The organism is Chryseobacterium elymi, from assembly GCF_003385495.1.
Taxonomy (GTDB): domain Bacteria; phylum Bacteroidota; class Bacteroidia; order Flavobacteriales; family Weeksellaceae; genus Chryseobacterium; species Chryseobacterium elymi.
Window position 1 is genome coordinate 192,209 of sequence record NZ_QNUH01000004.1, and the last position, 22,634, is coordinate 214,842.

At 35.7% G+C, this 22,634-nt stretch carries 21 protein-coding genes; 17 read left to right on the forward strand and 4 right to left on the reverse strand.

Annotated elements, in window-relative coordinates; genetic code table 11:
• The first annotated feature begins 201 nt into the window (after positions 1 to 201).
• From DRF60_RS06305 to DRF60_RS06325, 4 genes are all read left to right on the forward strand, one after another.
• Positions 202 to 861, forward strand: a complete 660-nt coding sequence (locus DRF60_RS06305) for a hypothetical protein (RefSeq protein WP_185144576.1) — start codon at positions 202 to 204, stop codon at positions 859 to 861.
• A gap of 4 nt (positions 862 to 865) precedes the next feature.
• Complete coding sequence (locus DRF60_RS06310; RefSeq protein WP_123902642.1) at positions 866 to 1,267, forward strand: hypothetical protein; 402 nt, start codon at positions 866 to 868, stop codon at positions 1,265 to 1,267.
• A gap of 7 nt (positions 1,268 to 1,274) precedes the next feature.
• Complete coding sequence (locus DRF60_RS06315; RefSeq protein WP_116011255.1) at positions 1,275 to 1,631, forward strand: DUF4280 domain-containing protein; 357 nt, start codon at positions 1,275 to 1,277, stop codon at positions 1,629 to 1,631.
• Between the two features lie 1,521 nt (positions 1,632 to 3,152).
• Positions 3,153 to 3,410: a hypothetical protein gene (locus DRF60_RS06325; RefSeq protein ID WP_111959604.1), complete on the forward strand. Its 258-nt coding sequence runs from the start codon at positions 3,153 to 3,155 to the stop codon at positions 3,408 to 3,410.
• Between the two features lie 70 nt (positions 3,411 to 3,480).
• Here DRF60_RS06325 and DRF60_RS06330 read toward each other — a convergent pair whose 3' ends face one another.
• On the reverse strand, positions 3,481 to 3,747 hold the full coding sequence (locus tag DRF60_RS06330; RefSeq protein ID WP_116011257.1) for a hypothetical protein: 267 nt from the start codon (positions 3,745 to 3,747) through the stop codon (positions 3,481 to 3,483).
• A gap of 1,068 nt (positions 3,748 to 4,815) precedes the next feature.
• On the opposite strand from DRF60_RS06330, the gene DRF60_RS06335 reads away from it, so the two are divergent.
• The 6 genes from DRF60_RS06335 (at position 4,816) to DRF60_RS06360 (ending at position 14,371) form a co-directional block, all read left to right on the forward strand.
• A complete protein-coding gene (locus DRF60_RS06335) occupies positions 4,816 to 5,268 on the forward strand; it encodes a hypothetical protein (RefSeq protein WP_116011258.1) in 453 nt (150 codons plus the stop codon).
• Between the two features lie 5 nt (positions 5,269 to 5,273).
• Positions 5,274 to 11,639, forward strand: a complete 6,366-nt coding sequence (locus DRF60_RS06340) for an RHS repeat-associated core domain-containing protein (RefSeq protein ID WP_116011259.1) — start codon at positions 5,274 to 5,276, stop codon at positions 11,637 to 11,639.
• 3 nt (positions 11,640 to 11,642) lie between these two features.
• Positions 11,643 to 12,326, forward strand: coding sequence for a hypothetical protein (locus tag DRF60_RS06345; RefSeq protein ID WP_116011260.1), 684 nt, complete (start codon positions 11,643 to 11,645; stop codon positions 12,324 to 12,326).
• A 242-nt stretch (positions 12,327 to 12,568) separates the two neighbouring features.
• Complete coding sequence (locus DRF60_RS06350) at positions 12,569 to 13,177, forward strand: hypothetical protein (RefSeq protein WP_116011261.1); 609 nt, start codon at positions 12,569 to 12,571, stop codon at positions 13,175 to 13,177.
• Positions 13,178 to 13,245: 68 nt separating this feature from the next.
• Positions 13,246 to 13,845, forward strand: a complete 600-nt coding sequence (locus DRF60_RS06355; protein ID WP_116011262.1) for a porin family protein — start codon at positions 13,246 to 13,248, stop codon at positions 13,843 to 13,845.
• Positions 13,846 to 13,996: 151 nt separating this feature from the next.
• The gene (locus tag DRF60_RS06360) at positions 13,997 to 14,371 is read left to right on the forward strand and encodes a hypothetical protein (RefSeq protein ID WP_116011263.1); all 375 of its coding nucleotides are present in this window, start codon (positions 13,997 to 13,999) and stop codon (positions 14,369 to 14,371) included.
• A gap of 154 nt (positions 14,372 to 14,525) precedes the next feature.
• Here the strand turns inward: DRF60_RS06360 and DRF60_RS06365 are convergent, their stop codons facing one another.
• Positions 14,526 to 15,698: a hypothetical protein gene (locus DRF60_RS06365; RefSeq protein WP_116011264.1), complete on the reverse strand. Its 1,173-nt coding sequence runs from the start codon at positions 15,696 to 15,698 to the stop codon at positions 14,526 to 14,528.
• Between the two features lie 463 nt (positions 15,699 to 16,161).
• Here DRF60_RS06365 and DRF60_RS06375 point away from each other — a divergent pair, with 463 nt between their 5' ends.
• From DRF60_RS06375 to DRF60_RS06385, 3 genes are all read left to right on the forward strand, one after another.
• Positions 16,162 to 16,938 carry an SOS response-associated peptidase gene (locus DRF60_RS06375; protein WP_157967933.1) on the forward strand — a complete coding sequence of 259 codons (777 nt, stop codon included), beginning with the start codon at positions 16,162 to 16,164 and terminating at the stop codon, positions 16,936 to 16,938.
• A 50-nt stretch (positions 16,939 to 16,988) separates the two neighbouring features.
• Positions 16,989 to 17,234, forward strand: coding sequence for a redox-active disulfide protein 2 (locus DRF60_RS06380; protein ID WP_116011267.1), 246 nt, complete (start codon positions 16,989 to 16,991; stop codon positions 17,232 to 17,234).
• Between the two features lie 228 nt (positions 17,235 to 17,462).
• Positions 17,463 to 18,425 (forward strand): hypothetical protein, encoded by a 963-nt coding sequence (locus DRF60_RS06385; RefSeq protein WP_116011268.1) that lies wholly within the window; start codon positions 17,463 to 17,465, stop codon positions 18,423 to 18,425.
• A gap of 160 nt (positions 18,426 to 18,585) precedes the next feature.
• On the opposite strand, the gene DRF60_RS06390 is transcribed toward DRF60_RS06385, so the two are convergent.
• Both DRF60_RS06390 and DRF60_RS06395 read right to left on the reverse strand, forming a co-directional pair.
• On the reverse strand, positions 18,586 to 19,053 hold the full coding sequence (locus tag DRF60_RS06390; protein ID WP_123902643.1) for a hypothetical protein: 468 nt from the start codon (positions 19,051 to 19,053) through the stop codon (positions 18,586 to 18,588).
• A gap of 7 nt (positions 19,054 to 19,060) precedes the next feature.
• Positions 19,061 to 20,314, reverse strand: coding sequence for a C10 family peptidase (locus tag DRF60_RS06395; RefSeq protein ID WP_116011270.1), 1,254 nt, complete (start codon positions 20,312 to 20,314; stop codon positions 19,061 to 19,063).
• Between the two features lie 828 nt (positions 20,315 to 21,142).
• Here DRF60_RS06395 and DRF60_RS06400 point away from each other — a divergent pair.
• The 4 genes from DRF60_RS06400 to DRF60_RS21095 are packed head-to-tail and all read left to right on the forward strand — an operon-like array spanning position 21,143 to position 22,628.
• Positions 21,143 to 21,547 carry a single-stranded DNA-binding protein gene (locus tag DRF60_RS06400; RefSeq protein WP_116011271.1) on the forward strand — a complete coding sequence of 135 codons (405 nt, stop codon included), beginning with the start codon at positions 21,143 to 21,145 and terminating at the stop codon, positions 21,545 to 21,547.
• Between the two features lie 24 nt (positions 21,548 to 21,571).
• Complete coding sequence (locus DRF60_RS06405; protein ID WP_116011272.1) at positions 21,572 to 21,844, forward strand: hypothetical protein; 273 nt, start codon at positions 21,572 to 21,574, stop codon at positions 21,842 to 21,844.
• 27 nt (positions 21,845 to 21,871) lie between these two features.
• Complete coding sequence (locus DRF60_RS06410) at positions 21,872 to 22,405, forward strand: antirestriction protein ArdA (protein ID WP_116011273.1); 534 nt, start codon at positions 21,872 to 21,874, stop codon at positions 22,403 to 22,405.
• 49 nt (positions 22,406 to 22,454) lie between these two features.
• Positions 22,455 to 22,628, forward strand: a complete 174-nt coding sequence (locus DRF60_RS21095; RefSeq protein WP_157967934.1) for a hypothetical protein — start codon at positions 22,455 to 22,457, stop codon at positions 22,626 to 22,628.
• Positions 22,629 to 22,634: the final 6 nt, after the last annotated feature.

A 22,634-nucleotide genomic window follows, 5' to 3' on the forward strand; every position in this document is an offset into this window, starting at 1 on the left:
CTCTGAACCGGCTGAATATTAAAATTTATAACCGACAAATTGAAACAGCATTTAGTAAAACACGGAAGGCAAAGCATTAATCAAACTATTTGATTAACAAGCAGTCGTAGTTTTACTACAATTTCAAATATTTATTAAAAACCTCTATACCTAGCATCATATTTTTATCTATATTTAGTGATATAATACCAAAAACACACAATGAAGAAAAATATCTCAAATTCTGACCGGATTTCGGAGAATCATATTTCGGGCATCAACCGTGTGGTGAAGCTCCATATTGTGATTAACGGAAAACCTGTCAGCCACTTTAAGCACTTCCGCCTACAGCAGAGTGCAAGAAGACATCATTACTTTGAACTTACTTTAGCACATGATTCTTTGGGAGAAGCGCAGAACCACAACCTTGAAGAAGCCAGACAATTTCTGGGAAAACGTCTGACAGTTACTTTTAAATATAAAGATGCTGAAAATGAAAGTCCTGAACGTACATTTGTCGGTGTGGTTACAAAAGTGGCATTCAGTCAGGAAAAAATGAGTTTAGGAAACATTGTACTGAAAGGGCAGAGCCCAACAATCCTGATGGATTCCGCACCCCATACCCAGAGTTTCGGGGGTACTCAGGCTGTGAACACATCTATTATTGCTGACAGTATCATTAAAGAGACATTAGGAACAAATAAGTTTGATTTCAGAATAGACGCCCAGAATAAAAGCTACATTAATTACAGTGACTATGAAAGTAGAAATGCATGGCAGATTTCATACCAAATTACAGCAGATCAAATTCAAGAAATAATTTTGGATGGTAAAAATGGCAAAGAAATTACAAGAAGGACAGTTCCATTCATTAATAACTGATGCTATGAAAAAATATCTTTTACTATTCTCGATTTTTTTAACATCTATTAGTTATGCGCAAAAAAATATTGCAGGAAAAGAATTTACCACCAAGATAGGAAGTATTTGTGAAGAAACACCTGAGCCTGTTAAATGCTCTGGTTCGACAGATTATTTAGTTTTAAAATTTAAAAATAAAAGTGTTGATGTTATCGAAAAGCGTTTAAAATGTAATGAAGAGCAAATATTACATAAGAACAATTTTATTTGGCGTATTGTAAAAAATAAGATTGATATTCAAATTCCGTCAAATAATCAATCATCATTCATAAAAAACCTAGATTTACGGATTAAAAATAACCAATTGATAGGCTACAAAGAAGATTGGCAAAAGAAAAAAAGAGAATATATATTTACTCAGAAATAACGATGAAATGCCACAAAAGATCACAAATACCGCCCAATTATCCTGCAATCAGGGAACAACACCGAGCAACCTTAGTGTTACAAGCCAGAATTTCTCTACAGCCGAGGGAAAGTATATTGCTACGGAGCAGGATAAGCAAACAAGCACCAATATAAAACCTTTCGGACAATGTAAATTAAAGCCCACTTCGGGAGGGTATTTACCATGTACTCCTGCGCCAGTCGCTTGGGAAAAAGCAACAGAAAAAGACACCATTAACAATTACAAAATTCTTACAGAAGATTCATTTTGCATGTGTAGTATAGGTGGTAAAATCGAAGTAGTAGACCAAGGACATGGAGAGAAACATGAGATAAAAAATTAGCTTATTCAACATAATAAGAAAATGATTGGTTCTATGACAGGCAGGTAAAACCAATCATTTGATTTTAAACCATTAGCATTTTATTATTCAGCATATTTATCCAAATAAATATTAATTAAACCTGAATTCGGGATAAGGATTAAATTAAACGCAAGGATAGACAAAGCTTTAAAAAACATTCATTTGATTTTTTTAGGTAGACAGAGCCGTTTCACTTATTGGTAAGCAATACAGGGAATATATTGGTCTTACTTTGCTGAACGGAATGCCCTTGTTTTCCTTATTAACATGCAACAAAACATACTTTGTTTGCCTTTGCGATAAAAATACAATTTGTTTCAGGTATTTTCTTATCCCGAACTCAGGTTAATTAATGTTCTCACCAATCTGTTTTTATTCTTTATATATATTGCTTTACAAAACCTTTTACCTGCCCACTTTCCCACATTAAAAAATAAAAAAGTATCAACAGAAATTACTACTTTTGACTCGTACTGATAATGGGAAGCCTACAGTATAAAATATGTCAGAAAATATCACTTAACATTTTCTATTTTTCCCTTATTAATGCGGGTTGTATAGTTGTATTATGGTACTTAGAAAATGGTGATTACTTTCCGATACAAAACTTAGAAAGTGTTTGTTTACAGCGGTTTGTCACCATTGAGGGACATATGGGGGATAAATACACACAAATCAAAAATATCTGTTACAAATTTACGGATATTATAAAAACAAACAAAATATAATAGAAGCAATTTTTATTACTTACCATTGAAATTCAAGAATTTATTGTCAATTTTTATCGAAGTAACATTGTCAAAAAAAGGGTTTTATTTTGGTAATTTGATAATGGCAAACAATGTTCATTTGATGCAGTTTTCAAGTTCACGTCTCTCTTCAAACTAACTATTTTTGAAAGAAAGGGACAAAATGCTCAATTTTAAAAAACCTATTTTTCATAAAGCGCTGTAAATCAAATACTTAATTACATATCAAGTGACATTGTAACTGACTGAACTTAAGGTAGTTGTGGATTGTAATTTATTTTATTTAAGCCAAAAATAACTTTATGTCGGTGGTGAAATAATTGGTGAATTCACCACCTATATTGGTAATTAAAGAATGTATTTAATTTTGGATGATGAAATGTTTGTCAAAAAGTAAATGATGTTTTGCTAATATTTTATAGTCTCGTTTTATCCTACATTCTGTTGATCACTCGTAAATTAATAATATATATTTTTCCAATTTTTAAGATTTAATGATACAGTCTATTTTGAATGAATCATTATTACTTATACAATCATAACTGTGCTTGAATTTTTTATACAATGTTTGAGCTAATATAGAATGATTTTTTATCGAATCTTGAATATGCGAATTTTATGGCCTAATTTGGCATTCAGAAGCTTTATAGGTAATAATATTATAAGGTAATACCTACAACAATTCATATTATCTTACGTTACAAAAAAAGGGAAACATACTAAATTCAGTTTATTAATTTATTTTGCTTATATGGAAGATACGATCGGTTCAAGTTTTGATAGTACCGCCGGACAAATTTTTAGGATCACGTATAAGAATAGAGATTTTCAGATTCGACTTTTAAAAAGAGGAATTTCAAAAGACGACACCCAAGTAGATCTTCTACTAGATGGAGTAATTCAAAAACTTGTTAATAGAGATAAAGCTTGGTTTTTTGAAAACTCTGATGCGGATCAAGAACTTGCTAAAGATATATGGAGGGCTATTTCATTGAGGTATCGGTTATGATATCTTTAAATCTTTAGGGTTTCCGTAAAATCAAAGATTTTTTAAAAGTATTTTTTAGACATTAACAAAACTACCCTATCCAATAATGTAATGATGTGATCGTGGAAAAGTCAGATTCATTTGGATCATAATCCACCTGCAATTTAAATGTTTTGTTAAAACGTGACAGAAATTCAGCAGATTTTTTATCAATATTTTCAGCGGTGATCTTTTCCAGCTCGTCCTGCAAGTCTGTTTCCAATATTCCATAATCGTAGTGTTCAGTAGAATTCAAAAATTCCAAAGCATTATCTACCTTGTCAAACAGTAAAAAGAATTTCTTATTAACATCAGCCATTACTCGAAATTCTGCTTTCTCCTCATGTTTGGTACAAGTTTTATGCGTATTTGGATTTTGCCTAAAAAATTCAAAATTCAGTAAATCTTTCCTGATTGCTTCAAAATCATTAAGATCATATTTTGTTTAGACGATTTTAAAATTCTGTTGTGCCTTCCCCCAAAAATCTTCTTTTTTATTGAATTCTTCCGAATATTAATTCACCTAAAAGGGAAATAAATACGGTACGACTAGGCTTTTTAACCATATTAATGCAATTTAAAAAATATCCGTAAAAACCCCATTTTAATATGGGGTTTTTACGGATATTTTTGCTTATAATTTTTCATAATATTGGTGCACAAAACAATATCAAATGGTCTGTATTTGATTGATTAACATTAATATTATCAGATGAAAATTTTAAAACCATAACAATTTAAACAACACTTTTTTGAAACACCAATACTTCTTAAAAAAGTGCGCTAATTTCTAATCATAAAATGAAAAACGAATATATTTTTAGGTCGATATTTTATCATTTTTTTGTGAAGTATGTTTAGTTAAATCACCATTTATTGATATGTAAACAATATAATCAAAAATTGTAAGTACATATCGTTGCTATGTATTTCGAAACTGTAAATAGCTCTCGAATGGAAAAGTGGTATTGATTATTGAAATGAAGTTCTCACCCTAACTTCTTTTATGTACAAATAAAGAATCTCTTCGATTTGTACACGGCCGTAAGGCTAAGCGTCTTTAGAGACTATCCGTGGCCTGATTGAATAATCAGGAATATTGAAATCTTCAAATTAACCTAAATGAAAGCGAAACTTTTTTCTGGATAAACATATCCCGTCGTCAAAAAATTAGACGATAGGACAATGAATCCCATTTTTAGGGATAACTAATATCTAATTTAATCTAAAAACAAAGCACATGTACAAAATTTATAATGGTACGCCGTATCGGTGTCCAGCCTCCGGTCATCAGGGCCGAAGGATTCCTTTGCATAGGAAATTGATACCATCGCAAGTGGATCGTCGTATCAGTCTATTCGATCTTTTTCCTAGAAAGCGAGGGTTTATGGTAAAGAAATCTATGATTTTGTTTTGTTTATTGCTGGGCTTTTTGGGGTATTCTCAAACCGAAGTCTACTTTAAATACGACGACGCAGGCAATCAGCGATACAGGGGACCAGACTCTGCAGCCAAACAAGCTTCCGAGCAATCTAAAAAAGTCCCATTAGCTGGCGCACAGACAATGGATGAGAAGACATTCTGGAAACAGATCAGGCTTTACCCTGTTCCGGTTAACGATGTGTTAACGATCGACTGGACAGAGGAAGCAGACGGATTAATCCAATCAGTCTCACTTTATCAACATAGTACTGTACACTGGAAATTCCAACAGCAGAATATCCCTTCTCTAAACAAGCAATTGAAGATCAATATGACAGGTTACGACTGGGGCGTATATGTTTTGCGTTTTTCCTTAAAAGATGGAAGAACTATCAGTAAAAACATCACTAAAAGATAATCGTCATGAAAAAATATAATCTAAAGAAAATACAATTATTTTTCTCCTTCATATTATCTTTTATTTCGGTTCTTTGCTTTTCACAAGCGCCGCCGAAATTTCATGATACTGAAGGAAATATCGAAGTCACAAGGACAGGACAGCTCCAGTTTTCCTTACCTATTGCAGTACCTCCAGGTATAAAAGATGTAACTCCGAAAATAAGTTTGGTTTACACCAGTGAATCCGGTAATGGTATTGCTGGGTATGGATGGAGTATCTCCGGCATTACAGCAATCACAAGAATTACAAAGACTATAGAAAATGCCGAAGAAGTAAAAGGAATCCAGTTCAACTACTCGGATTATTACAGCTTCAACGGCCAAAGGTTGATTCTTAAATCCGGAGAATACGGCAAGGATGGTGCGGAATATGTAACAGAGAAATACTCAAATATAAAAATAAAGTCTGTGGGATCTGTTACTCTTGGACAGGCTTGGTTAGGCCCCGATCACTGGGAAATCACTTTTGAGGATGGCTCTCAAGCCTTGTACGGTATTGGTCTGGATGGAAAAACTTCAACAGAATACAATATCAGCGAATGGAAAGATGCTCAGGGGAATTATATTACTTATAGCTATAGTCCGGGAAACCACATTACCATTCTTGATGCTGTAGAATGGGGAGGCAATAAGGATTTGAATAAACCCCATATGAATGCCATTCGTTTTACTTATTCCGATAGGCATTTAAAAGAAGAATCCTATATACAGGGACTCAAATATTATCAAACCAAAATTCTTTCAGAAGTTAAGGTCACTACAGATTTTAACCAATTCAGAAGATACAGTATAGAGTATACCAATAATGGAACAAGTTACCAGTTTGCCAATAAGATTATTGAGTACAATGCTAATAATGAGTCTGCCAATGAGGTGACATTAAACTATCCACCTTATGTCAACTCATCCTACGCTGAGTACCCAGCTGAACCTGAGCCTTTTAATGATGTCAAATTAGTAGGAGATTTTAATGGGGACTCTTATCTGGATTTTTTGATGAATAACGGTAAGGTAAAGCTGGGTGCTTTCAATGAAACTTTTTCAACCGTTTCTACAGGGAAAGTTTTTGCCGGTAATGCTAAAGTAGTAAACACCTTATTGGATGAACAAGGACAGGTTTATAATGGTAATGGCATTGTTGAATATAAAGACAGCAAAGTTCTCTGCTATATTTTTAGAGATAATACCTTTGTAAAGGTATTCGAGAGAAATCTAGCTCTAGGTTCTCCCGATGATATCATCACCCTGGAGGTAGGGGACTTAGATGGTGATGGTATTCCTGATCTTTTTATTGATGATGGAGACCAGGGTTCATTTAACACAAAAGCTCTTGTAGATCTTAAAAATCCAAATGCTGGCTTTCATTACATCATTTCGTCAATCAATGACAGCTTATATCCTGATCAGCATTATACTGATATTGACGGAGACGGAAAAGTAGAAATTATTAGTGTATCAGGCTCCAAGTATACAGTCTTTGAATTTGTAAAATATGATGCGACCCATTATGAGAAGAAAATACGCTTTTCTGGAAACCTGCTTGAAACAAAAGATCCGGAATTCCCAGTGTTATACGGGGATTATAATGGCGATGGAAAGCTTGATTTTACCATTCCCATTACAGATAATGCGATCGGAAAACCTGATGACTGGAGATTTTATATCGGAACAGATAAAGGCTTTGTCCCTTTCCTGAAAAAAGAATTCTTTACCTATAGAAAGTTCCAGAAGGAAATGACGGGTAATTATGCAAAATATGCAAAACAATATTTCTTTTCTGTTACTGATATGAATAAAGATGGAAAATCTGATGTCGTTCAGGTTTTCTCTTACAATCAGATTAATCCTTTCCAAGCAAATGGGTATAGAGAGTTTGGGTATATAGTTAGCGCGAAAATGGCGAATGGATCTGAGATTGATGGAACGCCGAATTTTACGGCAAACTGGTCATTTCAAAGTCCGTTATATGGTACACCAGACATTACTGATCTTACATTGTTTTCCCCTCTTACCAACCCAATAAAATCAGGAAATAATTATTACAATGTCTTTTTATACTGGAAAGAAAATCTAAAAAAAATAAAGGGGCCTACTCCACTTTCCGAACTTGCCAGAGTTAGCTCAATCACACAGGGAGGAGTTACCACCTCAGTAGAATATCTAGAAGTAGTTCCAAATAATACCTCTAATTCATCTTTTTATAAAAAAGAAAAGAATGAGTTTTATCCATATTATTCTTTAAGCAGAGCGGATCAGGCTTTTGCCGTTTCCCAGCTTAAGCAGGAAGGCAGGAAGCAGGATTTCCGATACAGGGGTCTGTCTGGAAACTTACATGAGAAACAAATGATTGGGTATCATCAGATCGCCCGTTCTTCCTGGTACGCTGATGGATATGAAAATACCAAAATATGGTCCGGATCAGAAATTGATCTCCTTAAAGACGGAATTCCAGTAAAAAATTGGAGCATCAGAACAAACAACGAAAATAATATTTTCCCGATTGATATATCTGAAAATAATACCCAGCTGTTGAGCTTTGAGGGTGTAACATACAAGATAGACAAACTTGTGAATGGCCAGGTCGTTACTACCGTGCCTCCAGCATACAAAACCCAGGTTGTTACTGCTGTTGTTCCGATATCTACGAAGACCAAAGATTTTTTAACTGGTGTATTTACTGATCAAACTACTACCTATGAAAACTACTACCTTCCTTCCCAAACGGTAACCAATACTAATAATGGCTATGCTGTCTCAACAACAGAGTTTGATTATGAGCATAATTTAGCGGGTATAGGAAAGAATTATTATGTTGGAAGACCATCGAACAAACTTGAAATGCTAGAAGCCTATGGTGACACTCAAAAAAATTTCACAACATACGCCTATGATAACAATCTTTTAAGAACCAGCACTTATTTTCCAGGATCAGATGCTACTAAAGCAATTGTGGAAAAATATGGATACGACGGTTTTGGAAATATTACGTCTACGACAACAACATCAGGAATTGATGGCAATTCCAAAACTGAATCGGTAGTATATGACCAACAGGGAAGGTTTCTAGTTAAAAGAACAGATAACCTCGGACTGGAAACCGTATTTACTCACAATGCCTGGGGTCAGATGCTTATGAAGACTGATCCCGATAATAATACCATAACAAATACTTATGATGGATGGGGTAAACTAATGAGTGTTGTATCTAGCCTGCTTGGAACTACCACGTATCAATATGAAAAAGACAACCTGTACAATGTAACCATTACCCGAACTGATTCCGATGGAGGTGTTTCCAAAACTCTTACAGACAAACTTGGAAGAGAATATAAAACTTCAACCAAAGCTTTCGGACAGGGGCAGTATGTCTCTAAAGAAACGCAGTATGACATATTGGGAAGGAAAATTAACGAATCTGAGCCCTATTTTGAAGGCCAGAGTGCCAGCCAGTGGAATACATTCACTTATGACGACACCGTTTTCCCCGCCAAGGTAAATGCCATAGCCTTTACAGGGAAGAAAACTGAGACTACTACTTCTGGACTAACCTCCACCGTAAAGGAGACTAACCCGGCAGATTATGGAAGGATAACTTCTCAGACGATGGATGCATTAGGAAATATCATTTCATCTACTGATAAGGGGGGAACTGTACAGTTCTCTTACAATGCAGCGGGGCAACAGATCCAGGCGAAGTATGCTGAAAATATTGTGACCACTAAATATGATGACTGGGGAAATAAAATACAAATGGAAGACCCTTCCAACGGAGTATACCAGTACGAATATTTGGGATATATGGGAGCATTGTCAAGAATTGTTAGCCCAAAGGGAGAGAAAATATATAAGTATAATAATCTAGGTCAGCTGATTAGCCAGATTGAGAAATCCAATCCCGGAAACGAAACGGAAAAGATCATCACCTTTTCGTATGATAGTAAAGGCAGAATAGACCAAAAAACGGGAACTTCCAACGGGAAAAAGTATATATACACAAGAAAATATGATCCCCAAGGACGGGTAATAAGTTCCACCCAAACAACTCCTGAAGCATACTTTTACGACAAAAGCATAGTATATGACAGTAATGGAAGGGTAAGGTCTTATGAGAAAGAATTGCAATCTTCAGGAATTATAACCAAGGCATCAATCGAAAATATCTATAGCCCGTGGAATGGAGAGCTTTATCAGGTAAAAGACAAAGCTACCGGAAAAGTTTTATGGGAGCTTCAGGAGACCAATGCCAAGTCGAAGGTCCTGAAAGCAAAGTTGGGTACTTCAGGGGTAACCAATACCTATGATGCTGCGGGAATGCTTCAGGAAATTAAGCATTTATCTGCGACATCAGTACCTATAATACACGTGCAGTACTCCTTTAATGCTATTAAAAATGAATTGAACTTCCGGAAAAATGTACTATTTGACATCAGTGAATCTTTTCGTTATGATGATAATAACCGCCTGGTAAACTGGACCGATCCCGTAACAGGAGTTATACCATCTGCCAACCGAAATATTTATGATGTAAAAGGCCGGATCATGGAAAATGATCATATCGGAACCATCAAGTTTGAGAATGCTGGCAAAATCTACCAGCCTAGCGGAATGACCCTTAATAATAACGGTGTACAAAATTATGACCATGATCTGGTGCAAACTGTTCTGTACAATGAGAATAATGATCCGGTATTTATAGACGGTGAAAAAGGGGATGTTGCCTTTCAGTATGGCTTATCAGCCATGAGACAGCGAGCAACCTACGGAGGCAATTTTGGAAGTGATCATGATGGACTATTCACTAAAATTTATAGTGAAGAAGGAAGCTTCGAAGTAGTAAAAAACAATGCTACCGGGAAAGAAAAGCACATTATTTACATCGGAGGTTCACCATATGAATCAGATATTGTATATTTGAAAGACTTTGATGTTACCATTCCTTATTACAGGTTTTTGCATAAGGATTACCTGGGAAGCATCTTGGCCATCAGTGCTGAAAATGGCAGACCATTCGAGCGGAGACATTTTGATGCATGGGGTAATTTTACTCATTTTCAGAAAGGCACCGGGGCTATTGTTACAGATAAAAATGTAATCAATTCGACTCTATTTTTAATAGACCGGGGGTATACCAGTCATGAGCATTTTTCTGAAGTTGGAATTATCCATATGAACGGAAGGCTCTATGACCCACTGCTCAGAAGATTTTTGAATGCAGATGAACACATTCAAGCACCATTTAATACCCAAAACTACAACAGGTACGGGTATGTAATGAATAATCCGCTGATGTATAATGACCCTAACGGGGAATTTGTATGGATTGTTGCGGGAGCAGTTATAGGAGCCTACGTTACAGGAGTAAAAGCTAACGGCTCATGGAATCCTGTTAAATGGAACTGGGGAGCGACCTGGGGGAAAATTGCAATGGGCGGTGCCATTGGAGCATTTACCGGAGGTGTAGGGACAGTTGTAGGCGCTTCTGCCCTCACCGCAGCAGCTACTGCGGGAATACAGGGTGGTGTTTTAGGTGGAGCCATAGCAGGAGCGGCTGGAGGAGCAGCAGCTGGAGCCATCAATGGCTTTGCAACTGCCGTAATGTTTGGCGAAGATGTAGTACAGGGTACCTTTATGGGCGGTTTGACCGGAGCCGCTATGGGAGGAGCTATCGGAGGTGTTGCAGGCGGAATCCAGCGGGCTGTAGCTAATGCAAGGGCAGTTACGACAGGTGCTCCACAAGGTACCATTTTAAAAAATGCGCCTATCGAAGTAGGAAGAACCCAATGGACACTGAACAATACTCCGAAAACAACCACCGTAGGCGCAACACCTGCACCAAAAGGAAACTTGGTAATTGGAGATATTAATGGAGGAATTAAGGAAGTTACTGGCTACCAGATAGTCGATGAGGGGGTCAGCTCCATTCCTATATATAAGGATACTCCCAATCCCAAATTCAGCAATCTAGGTCAGGAGACGTTCCCGAAGGTATTTAGGTCAAATGAACAACTTGTATCCCAAGCCGCTGTTAGAGCAGAAAATGCAATTGGGGGAACGGGCAGGTTTGCAGGAACCGCTAAACATACATATGCAACTACTTTTATAAAAAAATATCAGGGTATGTACGGTAATAGAGGAATGGAGGTTAACAAGTATTTTAACAGGGCTTTTGGAAAAGGTTATTTAGATGTTCATGACACTTCAAACGGTGTTATTTATGATTTCAAATTTGGAAAACCTGTGATGGGAACCTCTCAATTTAATAAATATAATAATACATTTGGACAACCAATAAGGATAGTAGATCGATACGGTAACATTATAGTAAGATAAAAAATGGATAATAAAACAAAGAAAATAATCAAGGAGGAGTGGTTAAGGGCATTTCCAGGCTTAAGTGCATTTTCCCAGAATAAGCTATACAAAATAATTGGTCCGGCTATATGCGGTATAGAACTTATTAATTTGCCAAGGAGTGAGGACTACAGACCCCATTTTGTAATATATCCCTTATATAAGACGGATATTAAATCTTGTCTGGCTTATCCGGTCCTCATGTTTGAATTCTATAATGGTAGAAATTTACAATTAGATCTTCCTTATAATGATGTGAATGAAAAGTTAAAAGAAGCAATTCAAATTGTTTCTGATAGTCTGCAATTATCTCTGGAAGATGATGTGCCATTGGATAGTTTTTACAATCTAATAGATGACATTCAAAAAAAAGATAGTACTTATCAATCAGCCACGGCAAGCAATGCATCATTACTTGAGTTTAAATTTTATTTGGCATTATATGCAGGAAGCGAAAGTCAGATTCAAAGTACATTAGATCAAATTGAAAGAGCAAGTAAAAACTGGAATCTGAAAATCTTTGAAGCAGTGTTTGGAGAGTTTGGCGCATGGTTTCAGAAATTGCAGAATGTAGCGAGTAATAAGGATTTTTTATTGAAACAAATAGAAGCAAATAAACAAGACAAAAAAATATTAAAATTAAAGAGTTCAGAACTTATTCCATAAAAGTAAGTTTTTGAGAATGAAGAGAAAATCCTTCTTGAAATATAACTAGAATTTGAAAATCTCATGAGCAATTATTTAATAAGTTCATATAACTTATTATAAGAGTTGCCCGAATACTCGGGCAACTTTTTCAAAAGTAAAACCTTTGGTTTCCACGGTATAAAAATTAAGTTCTCCCATAGAATTAGAGTGGAAATGGCCTTTACATAACAATTAGATAAAAACCAACAATCATAGAAATTATGAGAAGTATTTTCTCCAAGACACTATTACTAACAAGTTTTTTTTCAACCCTTTTTGGTTGCAATAAATCAGATACCGTTAAATCAAATCTTCCAGAAATAATAAATGTAAAAGAAGAAGGATTTAATGATATAGCATTAAAAATTGTTGAAACTGAAAATTCAGCAAATGCATTTTTATATACTGTAAAAGGGAAATATAAAAATAAAATAGTAGGGTTAAAATTAACGGTTCAAAATAATATAAATGCAGGAATAGTCAACGGTAAACTTGACAGTAATGCATTTTATAGGAAAGGGATGACCTTGCAATCTATTGGCGAAGAAAGTGATAACTTTCTTCATGCCTTATGCAAAATTTACGGAATTAAATGCAATGATAAATTTTCAATTAAGCCTATAACTGTAACAATATTTCCATTGAATGAAATCGAAGCCAATTTAAGTAATCCAAATTATTATAGGTTTAAGGCATTTTTTAATGATGATGAAGAAAATGATTATGCGGAGATTTTTATAAATTTAAATCTTGAAGAAAATTTAGTTGAATTCAATGAAAAAGATAATGAATATCGTGCTAATATTATTAAAACATATAGTAGAAAATAAAAATTAAAAAAGATATAAGGTACAGAATCAAACTATGAAATTCAAATACAATTTTTTAAACTAATTATATGAAAAAACAATTACTAAGCTTATGCATAGTTATAGGAACTATGACATTTGCCCAATACTCAGACGAGACGAGATTTGGTATTAAGGCTGGGGGGAACCTTTCAAGTATAACAGACGGAGATTCCAAATCCAAACCCGGATTTTATGGTGGGGTATTTGTAAATATTCCAATTTCTGAAGCATTTAACATTCAACCGGAGGCAGTATATAGCCAACAGGGGGCAAAATTAAAAGATGACTATGACTTTGTAGGATATACAATAACGAATATGAAACAAACCCTTGGTTATATTAATGTTCCAGTAATGGTACAATACAATGCCACTCCTGAATTTTATCTTGAAGCTGGCCCCGAATTTGGGCTCCTTATTAATGCTCAAGCATCAGGTGATATTAATGGCACCTCTAATAAAGCAAGTAATAAAGATGGATTAAAAACCTTTAATTTTGCTTTAGACCTTGGTTTAGGCTATAGATTTAGTCCGAACATAGGGATTAATGCTCGTTATATAGCAGGATTGAGCAATATTGTTAAAAATAGCGGCGGAGAGATTTCAAAAAACACTAATTTCCAACTAGGGCTTAATTACTATTTTTAGAAAGCTCGCTTGTAATAATAATTTATCTGTACGGGAAAGCCTGTCAATTATTGGGAAAGTATAAAATTATACTGACAAAGAATGCGTAACAGAAATGAAAATAATAGTAACGCTCCAAGCATTAAATTTGTAAGTGAGTTAAAATTAAGAAATGGAAGCATTTATAAACGCCCTTAAAGAACGCGCTGGTTTTTTTTTACTCCAAATGGGCGAGTTCAAACCGTTTAGGGTCTTTTTTCGCTCAGGCGAAGTTGTTGATACAGTGAAAGCGTATGAAACATTTTCAGAAACTCAAATCTATGATTTCCTCATCAAGGAGGTAAAATTAGATTTAGCAGATTCTGAGATCACTGCCTCAGCAATTGTCCTCACTGGCCAATCAGATGGATATGATGTAGTAGTTATTGAAATATTTAGAAATCGTAGGAAGAAATATCAGGTAGTATTTCCTTATACTATTAATAACGGAACAATTATCTTCGGTCCGGACCTTAATCAGAGTTATCAAACAGATAAGGATTGGTAACTTCATCCGGTAATAAACCGTATAATCTTCATCATTACGTTTAGAACGCAAGTATAGTTCAGATTATCTGATTATATGTTGATGTGACTGTTTTTGAAACCATCGGAAGATGGTTTCTTTTTATTTAAAGAAATGTAGTTGTTGACTTTACAAATTATGTAATAATCTCATTAAGCATCGCTATTGCAAATAGTGGATCTGTAGACTCAAAACGAATGTCGGCTTCCTCATGTTTAGGCATTTTTGCTAAGCGATCAAACAGACACTCCTGAAAATAACCCCATCCAACAAATGCAATAGCGATCTCAGTGAAGATTCTTGGTTTTAAAGTTTGCCAATTTGAGTATCCCTCTGCTCTAGGTGAGCAGAACTCTTTTAAAAAAGTATCTGCATAGTCTGAGATGATATCCAGTGTATTACTATGGCCTTCAGGATTGTGGTCATGGATCGCTTTAATAAGTTTATTGGAGAAAATATTTTCTTTAAAAGTCGAATTTTCGATAGTTAACATTGGTGTTTGAAAAGAAGCAAAATTCATTACGGTAATATTGTATGGTGCAACACCAACATCAAAACGATGACGCCACAAAAACGCGAATCCATGTGCCTTCAATGAATTACCCTTTGCTGACATGGCATGTAAGGCAATAAACATTGAATTCTCAAATTCCTGCAATCTCATGTAATCTCCACCAGCATACAGCTGGTCATCATAAAGGCAAATCTGGTACCCCCCTAATTGTTGAGCCGAAATTGATGGAGTCATTCGTTCTTTAAAAATTATATAAGGATCTACTATGTTTAATGCTGTTTCTCCACCGCTGTGAGTGGGTTCTAAACAGATAATACGTTTATGCAACCAAACAATTTCATTATACGTGAAATGACAGAGTAATGTTGGCCATTCACTAGAGACAATCACATTCACTAAGTCACCTTCTGAGAGAAAAGGTAGATAGCTTCTGATTTCTGCTGCATAGGCCCCGATTTCAGTTGCGGTTTGTCTAGTGGAACCTTTTTGATTTTTTAGCTCAACTATTATGATACTTTCGGTTGCTGGCGAATAAAGTAAGAAATCGGGTCGCAAAATATCATCGGAATTTAAGGAGATATTTTTATCCTCCATTAAAACTTCATGGTTTTCAAAGGACTTAAGACAATGGAGAAAACTATGTGCTATTTTCTGATGGGAAGAATCTGGATAATTTAGGTGGTCACTACTTGAAATAAACTCCTCGTAATTTATTATAATATCAGCTAAGCACAGTCCTTTTGCAAAGATATTACTCAGCCATTTTTGCATTTCTTTTTCACTTTCAAATTCCATAACCTTGGATATTTTATTAATGGTACAGTACCTTATTTTTTTTAATATCTAGGGCTTTAGGCCGAAGAACATATACCTAGACTTAAAGGTAAATCATTTCATTAGATGAGAAGAAAGAAAAAATGATTAACTTTAATTATCATTAAATTATTGACTAGCAGTCTGATGGGTAATCTTTTTGAAAATAAAACGTTAGAAATTTCAGCCGAGGGCGTGAAAATTGTTGTATCTGAATACACAGTTAATGATCAACAGGTCTTTAGGTTGCTATTTTCTGATGGTCGGTTACCGCTCGTTATTACTCGAATTTCCGCTCTGTCCAGTAATCTCTGGACGAGTATACCGCAAGGACGGCAAAAGGAGGCAGAGTCATTTGGTAAAGAAATAAGTAAACATTTATAACTTTAATCTTATGTGTTATTATAATGGACAACGTGTATCGAGAGACGAATTTATTCGTCTCATGGATCTGGAGAAAGCTGTTATGAACTACGATTTTCTAGATCAAGAAATTCACGAGGGATTTAATTACGGAAACATTGCGGTTTTGCGTCCCACGGAAGACAAATGCAATTTTAACATCGTCCAAATGGAATGGGGCTTCGTTCCATCATATGTGAAAAATAGAGAAAATCTGAAAAAGATGCGTTTTGGTTATAAGGACGACAAGGGAAAATGGCATCAGCCATATACGACGTTGAACGCAAAAGGTGAAGAACTTTTACTGAAGGATGAAAGTACTGGTCGAGAGAAAATGTTTCGGAAAGCAGCGCTGGATAGAAGATGCTTAATACTTTCAAGTGAATTTTACGAGTGGCGCCATATTTATCGTCTCAATAAAAAAACCAATAAACCGCTTAAGACAGCAGATAAATATCCTTACCATATTGGACTTAAGGGAAAAGAGTATTTCTTTATCGCAGCTATCTGGCAAAATTGGACTGACATGGATACAGGCGAAACATTGGATACGGTAGCTCTTGTAACTACCGAAGCAAATCCGCTCATGAGACAAATTCATAATTCAAAAAACAGGATGCCTACTATGCTACCGGACGAACTTGCGTGGGAATGGATGATGGAGGATCTGAGCGAGGAACGAATTACAGAACTTGCAACTTATCAAATCAGTGCCGCTGAAATGGAAGCATATACAATTGAAAAAGAGTTCAAAACAACTGGAACTCCTACAAAAGCCTTTGTTTATTCAGAAGTACCTGAACTTAATTATGAAGTTTAAGTTTAGTCTCCTAATAAAATAATAAACGTGATGTCATTAAAAAGAAGAATATGAAAAATAAGGCCCTAACTGAGTATACAAATAAAGAACTTGTAAGCAATGAAAAAAAAATCAAAGCCATAACGATCATGTTGGGCATAGCAATCCTGCTATTATTCTTAAGTAATATAGTCATAACATTTAAACGCGGTTTTAGCGCGTTAAATGTGATACCTCTAGCTCTGCTTCCAATCTTAATTTTAAATATCAATAATTGGAACCAATTAAAAAAAGAGAAGGCAAATAGGAAATTGTAATAAAAAGGCTATCCTAATTTGACATTTTCTAAAAATGTTATTAAATTCGAGTAAATAATTTTATGCTCGTTCGAGCATACTTTTCATAAAATAGGTTAATAATGGCTAAAACACCCGATTCTACCCAAGATTCGGGTGTTTTTCTTTATGCAATCAAGAATAGCAAGCGATATTGAGCGTTGACTTATCTTTATCTTTCAATTTAAATAAACATTAAAATTTATACTTATGGAAATAGACTTAATGGAAATGCTGTTAGAAGGAAAACACAGCTTTGAGTTTCAAGATTACTGCGAAAGATATTTTGATGCAATTTATGGCATAGAATTTCAACGTGTAGCATCATATGGAAGTAATGGAGATGGCGGTAAAGATGGTTATATTCCGCAATCTAAGGAATATTTTGCTATATCTTCCAGAAGCGATGTCAAAACGAAGATTCGGCAGGACTTTGTTAACTGCGTCACTAAAAATTACAATGTTGAAATTTTTAATTTTGTTACTAATCGAATTTCTACTTCTGATGAATTGGCTGTGGTTGATAAATTACGAATACATAATCCAAACATTAAGATTAATGTGATCACCCATAAACATATTGCTGCTAAAATAATGCAGATGCCTAGCCAGCAAATTAGAACGGTACTTTGTCGGTCTTTGGATTTTCAAGGTGATAATACAGTCTTTTTCAAAGCGGATGAAAAGGAAAAGATATCATTTCCATTCTCGCAATCGGTTAAAGATTCGTATGTGTATTATCTGTTCGTAATGACGCTGCTTACTTTGGTAATAGCAATAGGAATTTATTATATATGGTCCTCAAATGAATGGGTCTGGAAAATGTCGATGATGAGTTTGCTTTGTGCACTTCCGATATTCTTATATTTTTATAAAGAAAAACTCAAAAAGACCAAATTTCCCCATAAAATTTTATACTTGATCTTGGGTGAAAAATTGCCGGTAGAGCGAGAGGTTTTATTTGATGAACAAACTCATATTTCAATTCGGAGAAATGGACCTTGGCATTTTACTTTTAACAAACGATCTGCGGACTGCATTAAAAAGGGATGTTGCGGGAAGGTTTACTTATATAGGTCGGAGGAATATAACCTCGTTGGACGATGTGAAAATGATAAGATTAACCATGTTTATAAAGTTGACGGTAATTTTTATGGTGATTTGCTTTCCTAGTATCTAAATTCTAAATATGGCGTAAAAATTATCGTATCTAACTTTGATGATATAAATGAGCGGCTATTATTGCCGTTAATCGAAAGGAAACGTTTTTTTATCTATTGGAGGGAAAAATACAAAGACCACAAATCTGTGGTCTTTGTATATCTGAATGGAACTATTTTTCCAGCTGTAACTTAATAGGTTTAGATCTCAAATCTACAGGTATGTTTTTTCCATTTAAAAATAAGTCGGAATATCCAAGGCTACCGCCATTTTTTTGAACCTTAACCTTAATTGTTATATCATCATAACCTTTAACTTTTAATATGCTTTCTGCATACTCATTATTTTGAGCTTCTACATTTGCAAACACAATCAGCATCTTATCCACCCCCTCATTTACAATATTCATATTCTTTGGAAAATCCAGATTTTCATGATTTTGAAGGATTTTATCACCTGTACTTGTGACGTAATATAGATCCAGGTCAGCCATTGTCAACTTTGAATTCAGGACATTTACACCATTCTCATCTACTAAATTTAGGTAAACCTTATCATATAGGTTTGTTTGCTTAGCTTCCTCTTTCTTACATGCAATGAAAGAAAGAACACTTACGATTATTAACAATAAATTTTTCATGTTGATTTTATTTATGAATCGAATAAACCATTTGTCGTTTATATTGGTAATTTCCATTACCTGAATTTGCATCGGCATAACCGAACCAGCCATTATGCGAACCACCCCATCCCCAATTCATGTGGAACCACAGATAACCCCCTCCGCCAACTGTTGAACCATCGGGCAAAGTTTCTGGACATGTTATGAAGTGGTGTGCTCCGTCCACTACCCATACATGTCCGCCGCTATATGTAGGAAAAAGTGATCCGCTCTTGGTACTGTAACCTGATAATATAGCGGGCCTGTTACTTGTTATTTCACTCAAAACTGTCGAAGAATTAAAATCACCCGAAGTTGCGGATGTGGAATACCCAAGACTTTTAAAAGTAGAGGAAATATCACTTATATCTGCAGCCGCGCCGGTTCCATCACATTTATAATCTGAGCCAACTGCATCTGCTGCCCGCCACATGAGTTTAGATATTTCATTTGCTCCAGCAGAAACATCTGTATAATTTGGAACACTACTGGGCATAATGCTGTAATTAAATGTAGTTGGATACTGATGATATCTCATGACCTGTGCCATTGCAGTCGCTACACAACCAGTGAAAGCTTTACCATTGCAATAATAAGGAGTACAACTTTTCGCCGGCATATAATTATTATAGCCACCGATTTGGTCCCAACTTGTGGTAAGAAGTGGACCTTTTACAAAATCACTATCCTCACATTTTGGGGGTGGCGGTTTTGCGACATTTCCTCCAACTGCCTTTGTTTTTATAGTAGAGACCATGTTACCGGATAATAGCTGTGTATATTTGGCTTTCTTCAATAGAATATCCGCAACATTTGTTCCCTGAGTTCCTCTTGCTTTGATAGCATCAATTTCAAGCTTCGTATCGTTAAGCCATGCATCTGTGGCAAGTGGCACAGTATCTGAAGAAAAGGAAGTTTCGTCTGAATATGCGAGTACCGGGTTTGCTCTTCGGTCAGCTGCTAAAATAATAAAGCCGCCATCGGTATAGTTAAATATACGCATGACAACCGTTCCATCACTGCCTACTATTTCTTTCTCTAGAACTGTATTACGGCTTTTATTTACTCCCCGGCTGGCTTTTGCTTTCCTATGTAATATGAACTGCTGTAAAGAGTCAGCGATTGATTTGCTCTCTTTTAAGGTAACATAATTCTCATCATTTGAGTTGTCCGTATTAATATCTTCCCTGTTACACGAAAAGAAGATAAGAATAGCTAAATACAAATAGAATTTTCTCATAATCTAGTTTTTATGGTTAGTATTATATATATATACAATAAATATAACCATAAACTTTAATTAACGAAATAGATAACTTTTTTTTAACCTATATAAGTTAATAAAAACAATAAATCAACTACGATTTCGTAATTTTTTTAATGAATTGGTTTTAGGGTATAGAACATAAAGAAGTTCAACAATTTCATAAAAATTTCAGGTTCCTCAATAAATGAGGCATGATCCAATTTCTATAATTTTTCCGAGGTGCATGCTGAAATTATGCTATAGCTTCTTTTTAACTGGGGCGTGTCTTATGATGGACCGCGCTTTTCGTTACAAGTCCTCGCTGAGCTGTGGGCTATCCACTTCAATCGCTCACGCATTATTGTATGTTTTCCATTGCGCACGCCAAAGCACATTTATCTCCTGGCTTCTTTCCGTCCCATAAAAGAGCTTTTGGCTCCCCATGATCAGAAAATTGTAAGTCAGATCCCACAACAGTTCTCAACATCTGCCTTCCAAATCTCTAATGTCCGGACAACTAAGTATCCGGATTTTATATGCATAGAAATTCAATGAAAATCATTTTCAAAGAAAAGGATAAAAAGGCAGCCAAGTTAGTTCATCCATCCGACCCACATCCCACCAATAGAAAAAAGTGAATGAACGGTCCCCCCCCCAAGGGACCCCCCATTAAATCATTTTTTCTCTTGGTCTACGCAGTTGTATGATCTGTTTGTCTGCTTTCTTTTTTTCCTTTTTTTCTTTTGAAAATAATATCGGGGCCGAGCCTCGGAAGGACTGGAAGAACATAACAAGCAATGTAAAACAATAAAACAAAACGTTATGAACATCACAGCAAAAATCACAAGAACAGCAGAAGTTAGAACAACTTCAAACGGCAAAGAGGTAGTAAATTTTGGCGTAGCGATCAGGCACACCTTCCGAAACAAAGAAGGCGAAAAAATCAGTCAGCCGACATTTTTTGACTGCGCATATTGGAGAACCCCAAACATTGCCCCATACCTCACAAAAGGCACTATTGTAGAACTTTCGGGAAGGGTCAGCCCTAGAGCGTGGGTAGACAAAGAAGGCAACCTAAAGGCAGGACTGAATTTTCAGGTATCAGAAATAGTTTTTCACGGTGGGGACACAAAACAGGGCGGAGAATCTGTAAAAAAAGAAACCGTAAAAACTGGAAACTCTACACCCGTATTTGCGGGAGACAATGACGATGATCTACCATTTTAAATCAACACAAATCTAAAATTCATTATGAAAAATTCAGCCCAAAGCACAGGGGTACAGATACCCGATAATATAGCACAGATTGCCCTAATGGTCAGAAAAGACTGGAAAAACGTCTATTTCGGGGCAGTGCCTTATTTGGATGCCATGCGCTCACTAAATAGCGTAAACGACAACTATTATGAAGATTCGGCAAGCTCAATAATCAACTATTTTCTGTCCAATGCGACAACATGGCGTGGAGAGGTTGCAAGGGCGGTAAAAGCCAAATTAAAACAGCTTGTCGCAAGTGCAAACTAATCTTTAAACCTTCAAAAATTTAACATCATGGCAACAAATATAGATATAACAGAAGCTAACGTTTACGTGGGAACCTATGCCAAATATAATAACGGTTCAATTTTCGGAAAATGGCTAAAACTGTCCGATTATGCCGATCGGGGCGAGTTTTACGAAGCCTGTGCCGAGTTGCACAGTGACGAGGAAGACCCCGAATATATGTTTCAGGATTATGAGAACATCCCTAAAGGTTTGATCGGTGAATCGTGGATCAGCGAAAATATTTTTGAAGTATTGGAAGCCTTAAACAATCTGGACGAAAACACCTTGGAAGCCTTTTTAATATGGTGTGACAACGATCATAAGGATTTGTCACGTAGTGATGCTTCCGAACTATTGGAAGATTTTGAGAACGACTATGTTGGGCAATACGACAGTGACGAGGATTTTGCGAGGGAATTGATTGACCAGCGCGAAGACCTCAGCGATTTTGCAAAGCAATATTTTGACTATGCATCCTACGCAAACGATCTTTTCTGCGGAAGCTATTGGAGCGAGGACGGACACGTATTCTATAACTAAACATTAACCACAGGCGACTGTGAAAGCAGTCGCCTTTAAATCTAAAAAAATGGTACTGGAAACATTCAAATTAACATTGAAACATGATACAGGTTTTTTCAAGGTCAAACTGACCTCACTTAGCGGAGAGCAAGGCGCAATTGAGCAGGTAATGGCGTGGCAACACTGTCCGATAGGGGCAATAGTCAGGATTAAAAAAATCGGTCAGAAATCAACCATTTAAAATTTA

What these genes read in the sequence shown, in the direction of transcription:
- DRF60_RS06335 (WP_116011258.1), top strand. Translation starts at nt 4,816, where the DNA reads ATGGTAAAGAAATCTATGATTTTGTTTTGTTTATTGCTGGGCTTTTTG.
- DRF60_RS06375 (WP_157967933.1), top strand. Translation starts at nt 16,162, where the DNA reads ATGGATCTGGAGAAAGCTGTTATGAACTACGATTTTCTAGATCAAGAA.
- DRF60_RS06315 (WP_116011255.1), top strand. Translation starts at nt 1,275, where the DNA reads ATGCCACAAAAGATCACAAATACCGCCCAATTATCCTGCAATCAGGGA.
- DRF60_RS06395 (WP_116011270.1), bottom strand. Translation starts at nt 20,314, where the DNA reads ATGAGAAAATTCTATTTGTATTTAGCTATTCTTATCTTCTTTTCGTGT.
- DRF60_RS06325 (WP_111959604.1), top strand. Translation starts at nt 3,153, where the DNA reads ATGGAAGATACGATCGGTTCAAGTTTTGATAGTACCGCCGGACAAATT.
- DRF60_RS06305 (WP_185144576.1), top strand. Translation starts at nt 202, where the DNA reads ATGAAGAAAAATATCTCAAATTCTGACCGGATTTCGGAGAATCATATT.
- DRF60_RS06390 (WP_123902643.1), bottom strand. Translation starts at nt 19,053, where the DNA reads ATGAAAAATTTATTGTTAATAATCGTAAGTGTTCTTTCTTTCATTGCA.
- DRF60_RS06310 (WP_123902642.1), top strand. Translation starts at nt 866, where the DNA reads ATGAAAAAATATCTTTTACTATTCTCGATTTTTTTAACATCTATTAGT.
- DRF60_RS06410 (WP_116011273.1), top strand. Translation starts at nt 21,872, where the DNA reads ATGGCAACAAATATAGATATAACAGAAGCTAACGTTTACGTGGGAACC.
- DRF60_RS06385 (WP_116011268.1), top strand. Translation starts at nt 17,463, where the DNA reads ATGGAAATAGACTTAATGGAAATGCTGTTAGAAGGAAAACACAGCTTT.
- DRF60_RS06345 (WP_116011260.1), top strand. Translation starts at nt 11,643, where the DNA reads ATGGATAATAAAACAAAGAAAATAATCAAGGAGGAGTGGTTAAGGGCA.
- DRF60_RS06380 (WP_116011267.1), top strand. Translation starts at nt 16,989, where the DNA reads ATGAAAAATAAGGCCCTAACTGAGTATACAAATAAAGAACTTGTAAGC.
- DRF60_RS06355 (WP_116011262.1), top strand. Translation starts at nt 13,246, where the DNA reads ATGAAAAAACAATTACTAAGCTTATGCATAGTTATAGGAACTATGACA.
- DRF60_RS21095 (WP_157967934.1), top strand. Translation starts at nt 22,455, where the DNA reads ATGGTACTGGAAACATTCAAATTAACATTGAAACATGATACAGGTTTT.
- DRF60_RS06400 (WP_116011271.1), top strand. Translation starts at nt 21,143, where the DNA reads ATGAACATCACAGCAAAAATCACAAGAACAGCAGAAGTTAGAACAACT.
- DRF60_RS06360 (WP_116011263.1), top strand. Translation starts at nt 13,997, where the DNA reads ATGGAAGCATTTATAAACGCCCTTAAAGAACGCGCTGGTTTTTTTTTA.
- DRF60_RS06330 (WP_116011257.1), bottom strand. Translation starts at nt 3,747, where the DNA reads ATGGCTGATGTTAATAAGAAATTCTTTTTACTGTTTGACAAGGTAGAT.
- DRF60_RS06365 (WP_116011264.1), bottom strand. Translation starts at nt 15,698, where the DNA reads ATGGAATTTGAAAGTGAAAAAGAAATGCAAAAATGGCTGAGTAATATC.
- DRF60_RS06405 (WP_116011272.1), top strand. Translation starts at nt 21,572, where the DNA reads ATGAAAAATTCAGCCCAAAGCACAGGGGTACAGATACCCGATAATATA.
- DRF60_RS06340 (WP_116011259.1), top strand. Translation starts at nt 5,274, where the DNA reads ATGAAAAAATATAATCTAAAGAAAATACAATTATTTTTCTCCTTCATA.
- DRF60_RS06350 (WP_116011261.1), top strand. Translation starts at nt 12,569, where the DNA reads ATGAGAAGTATTTTCTCCAAGACACTATTACTAACAAGTTTTTTTTCA.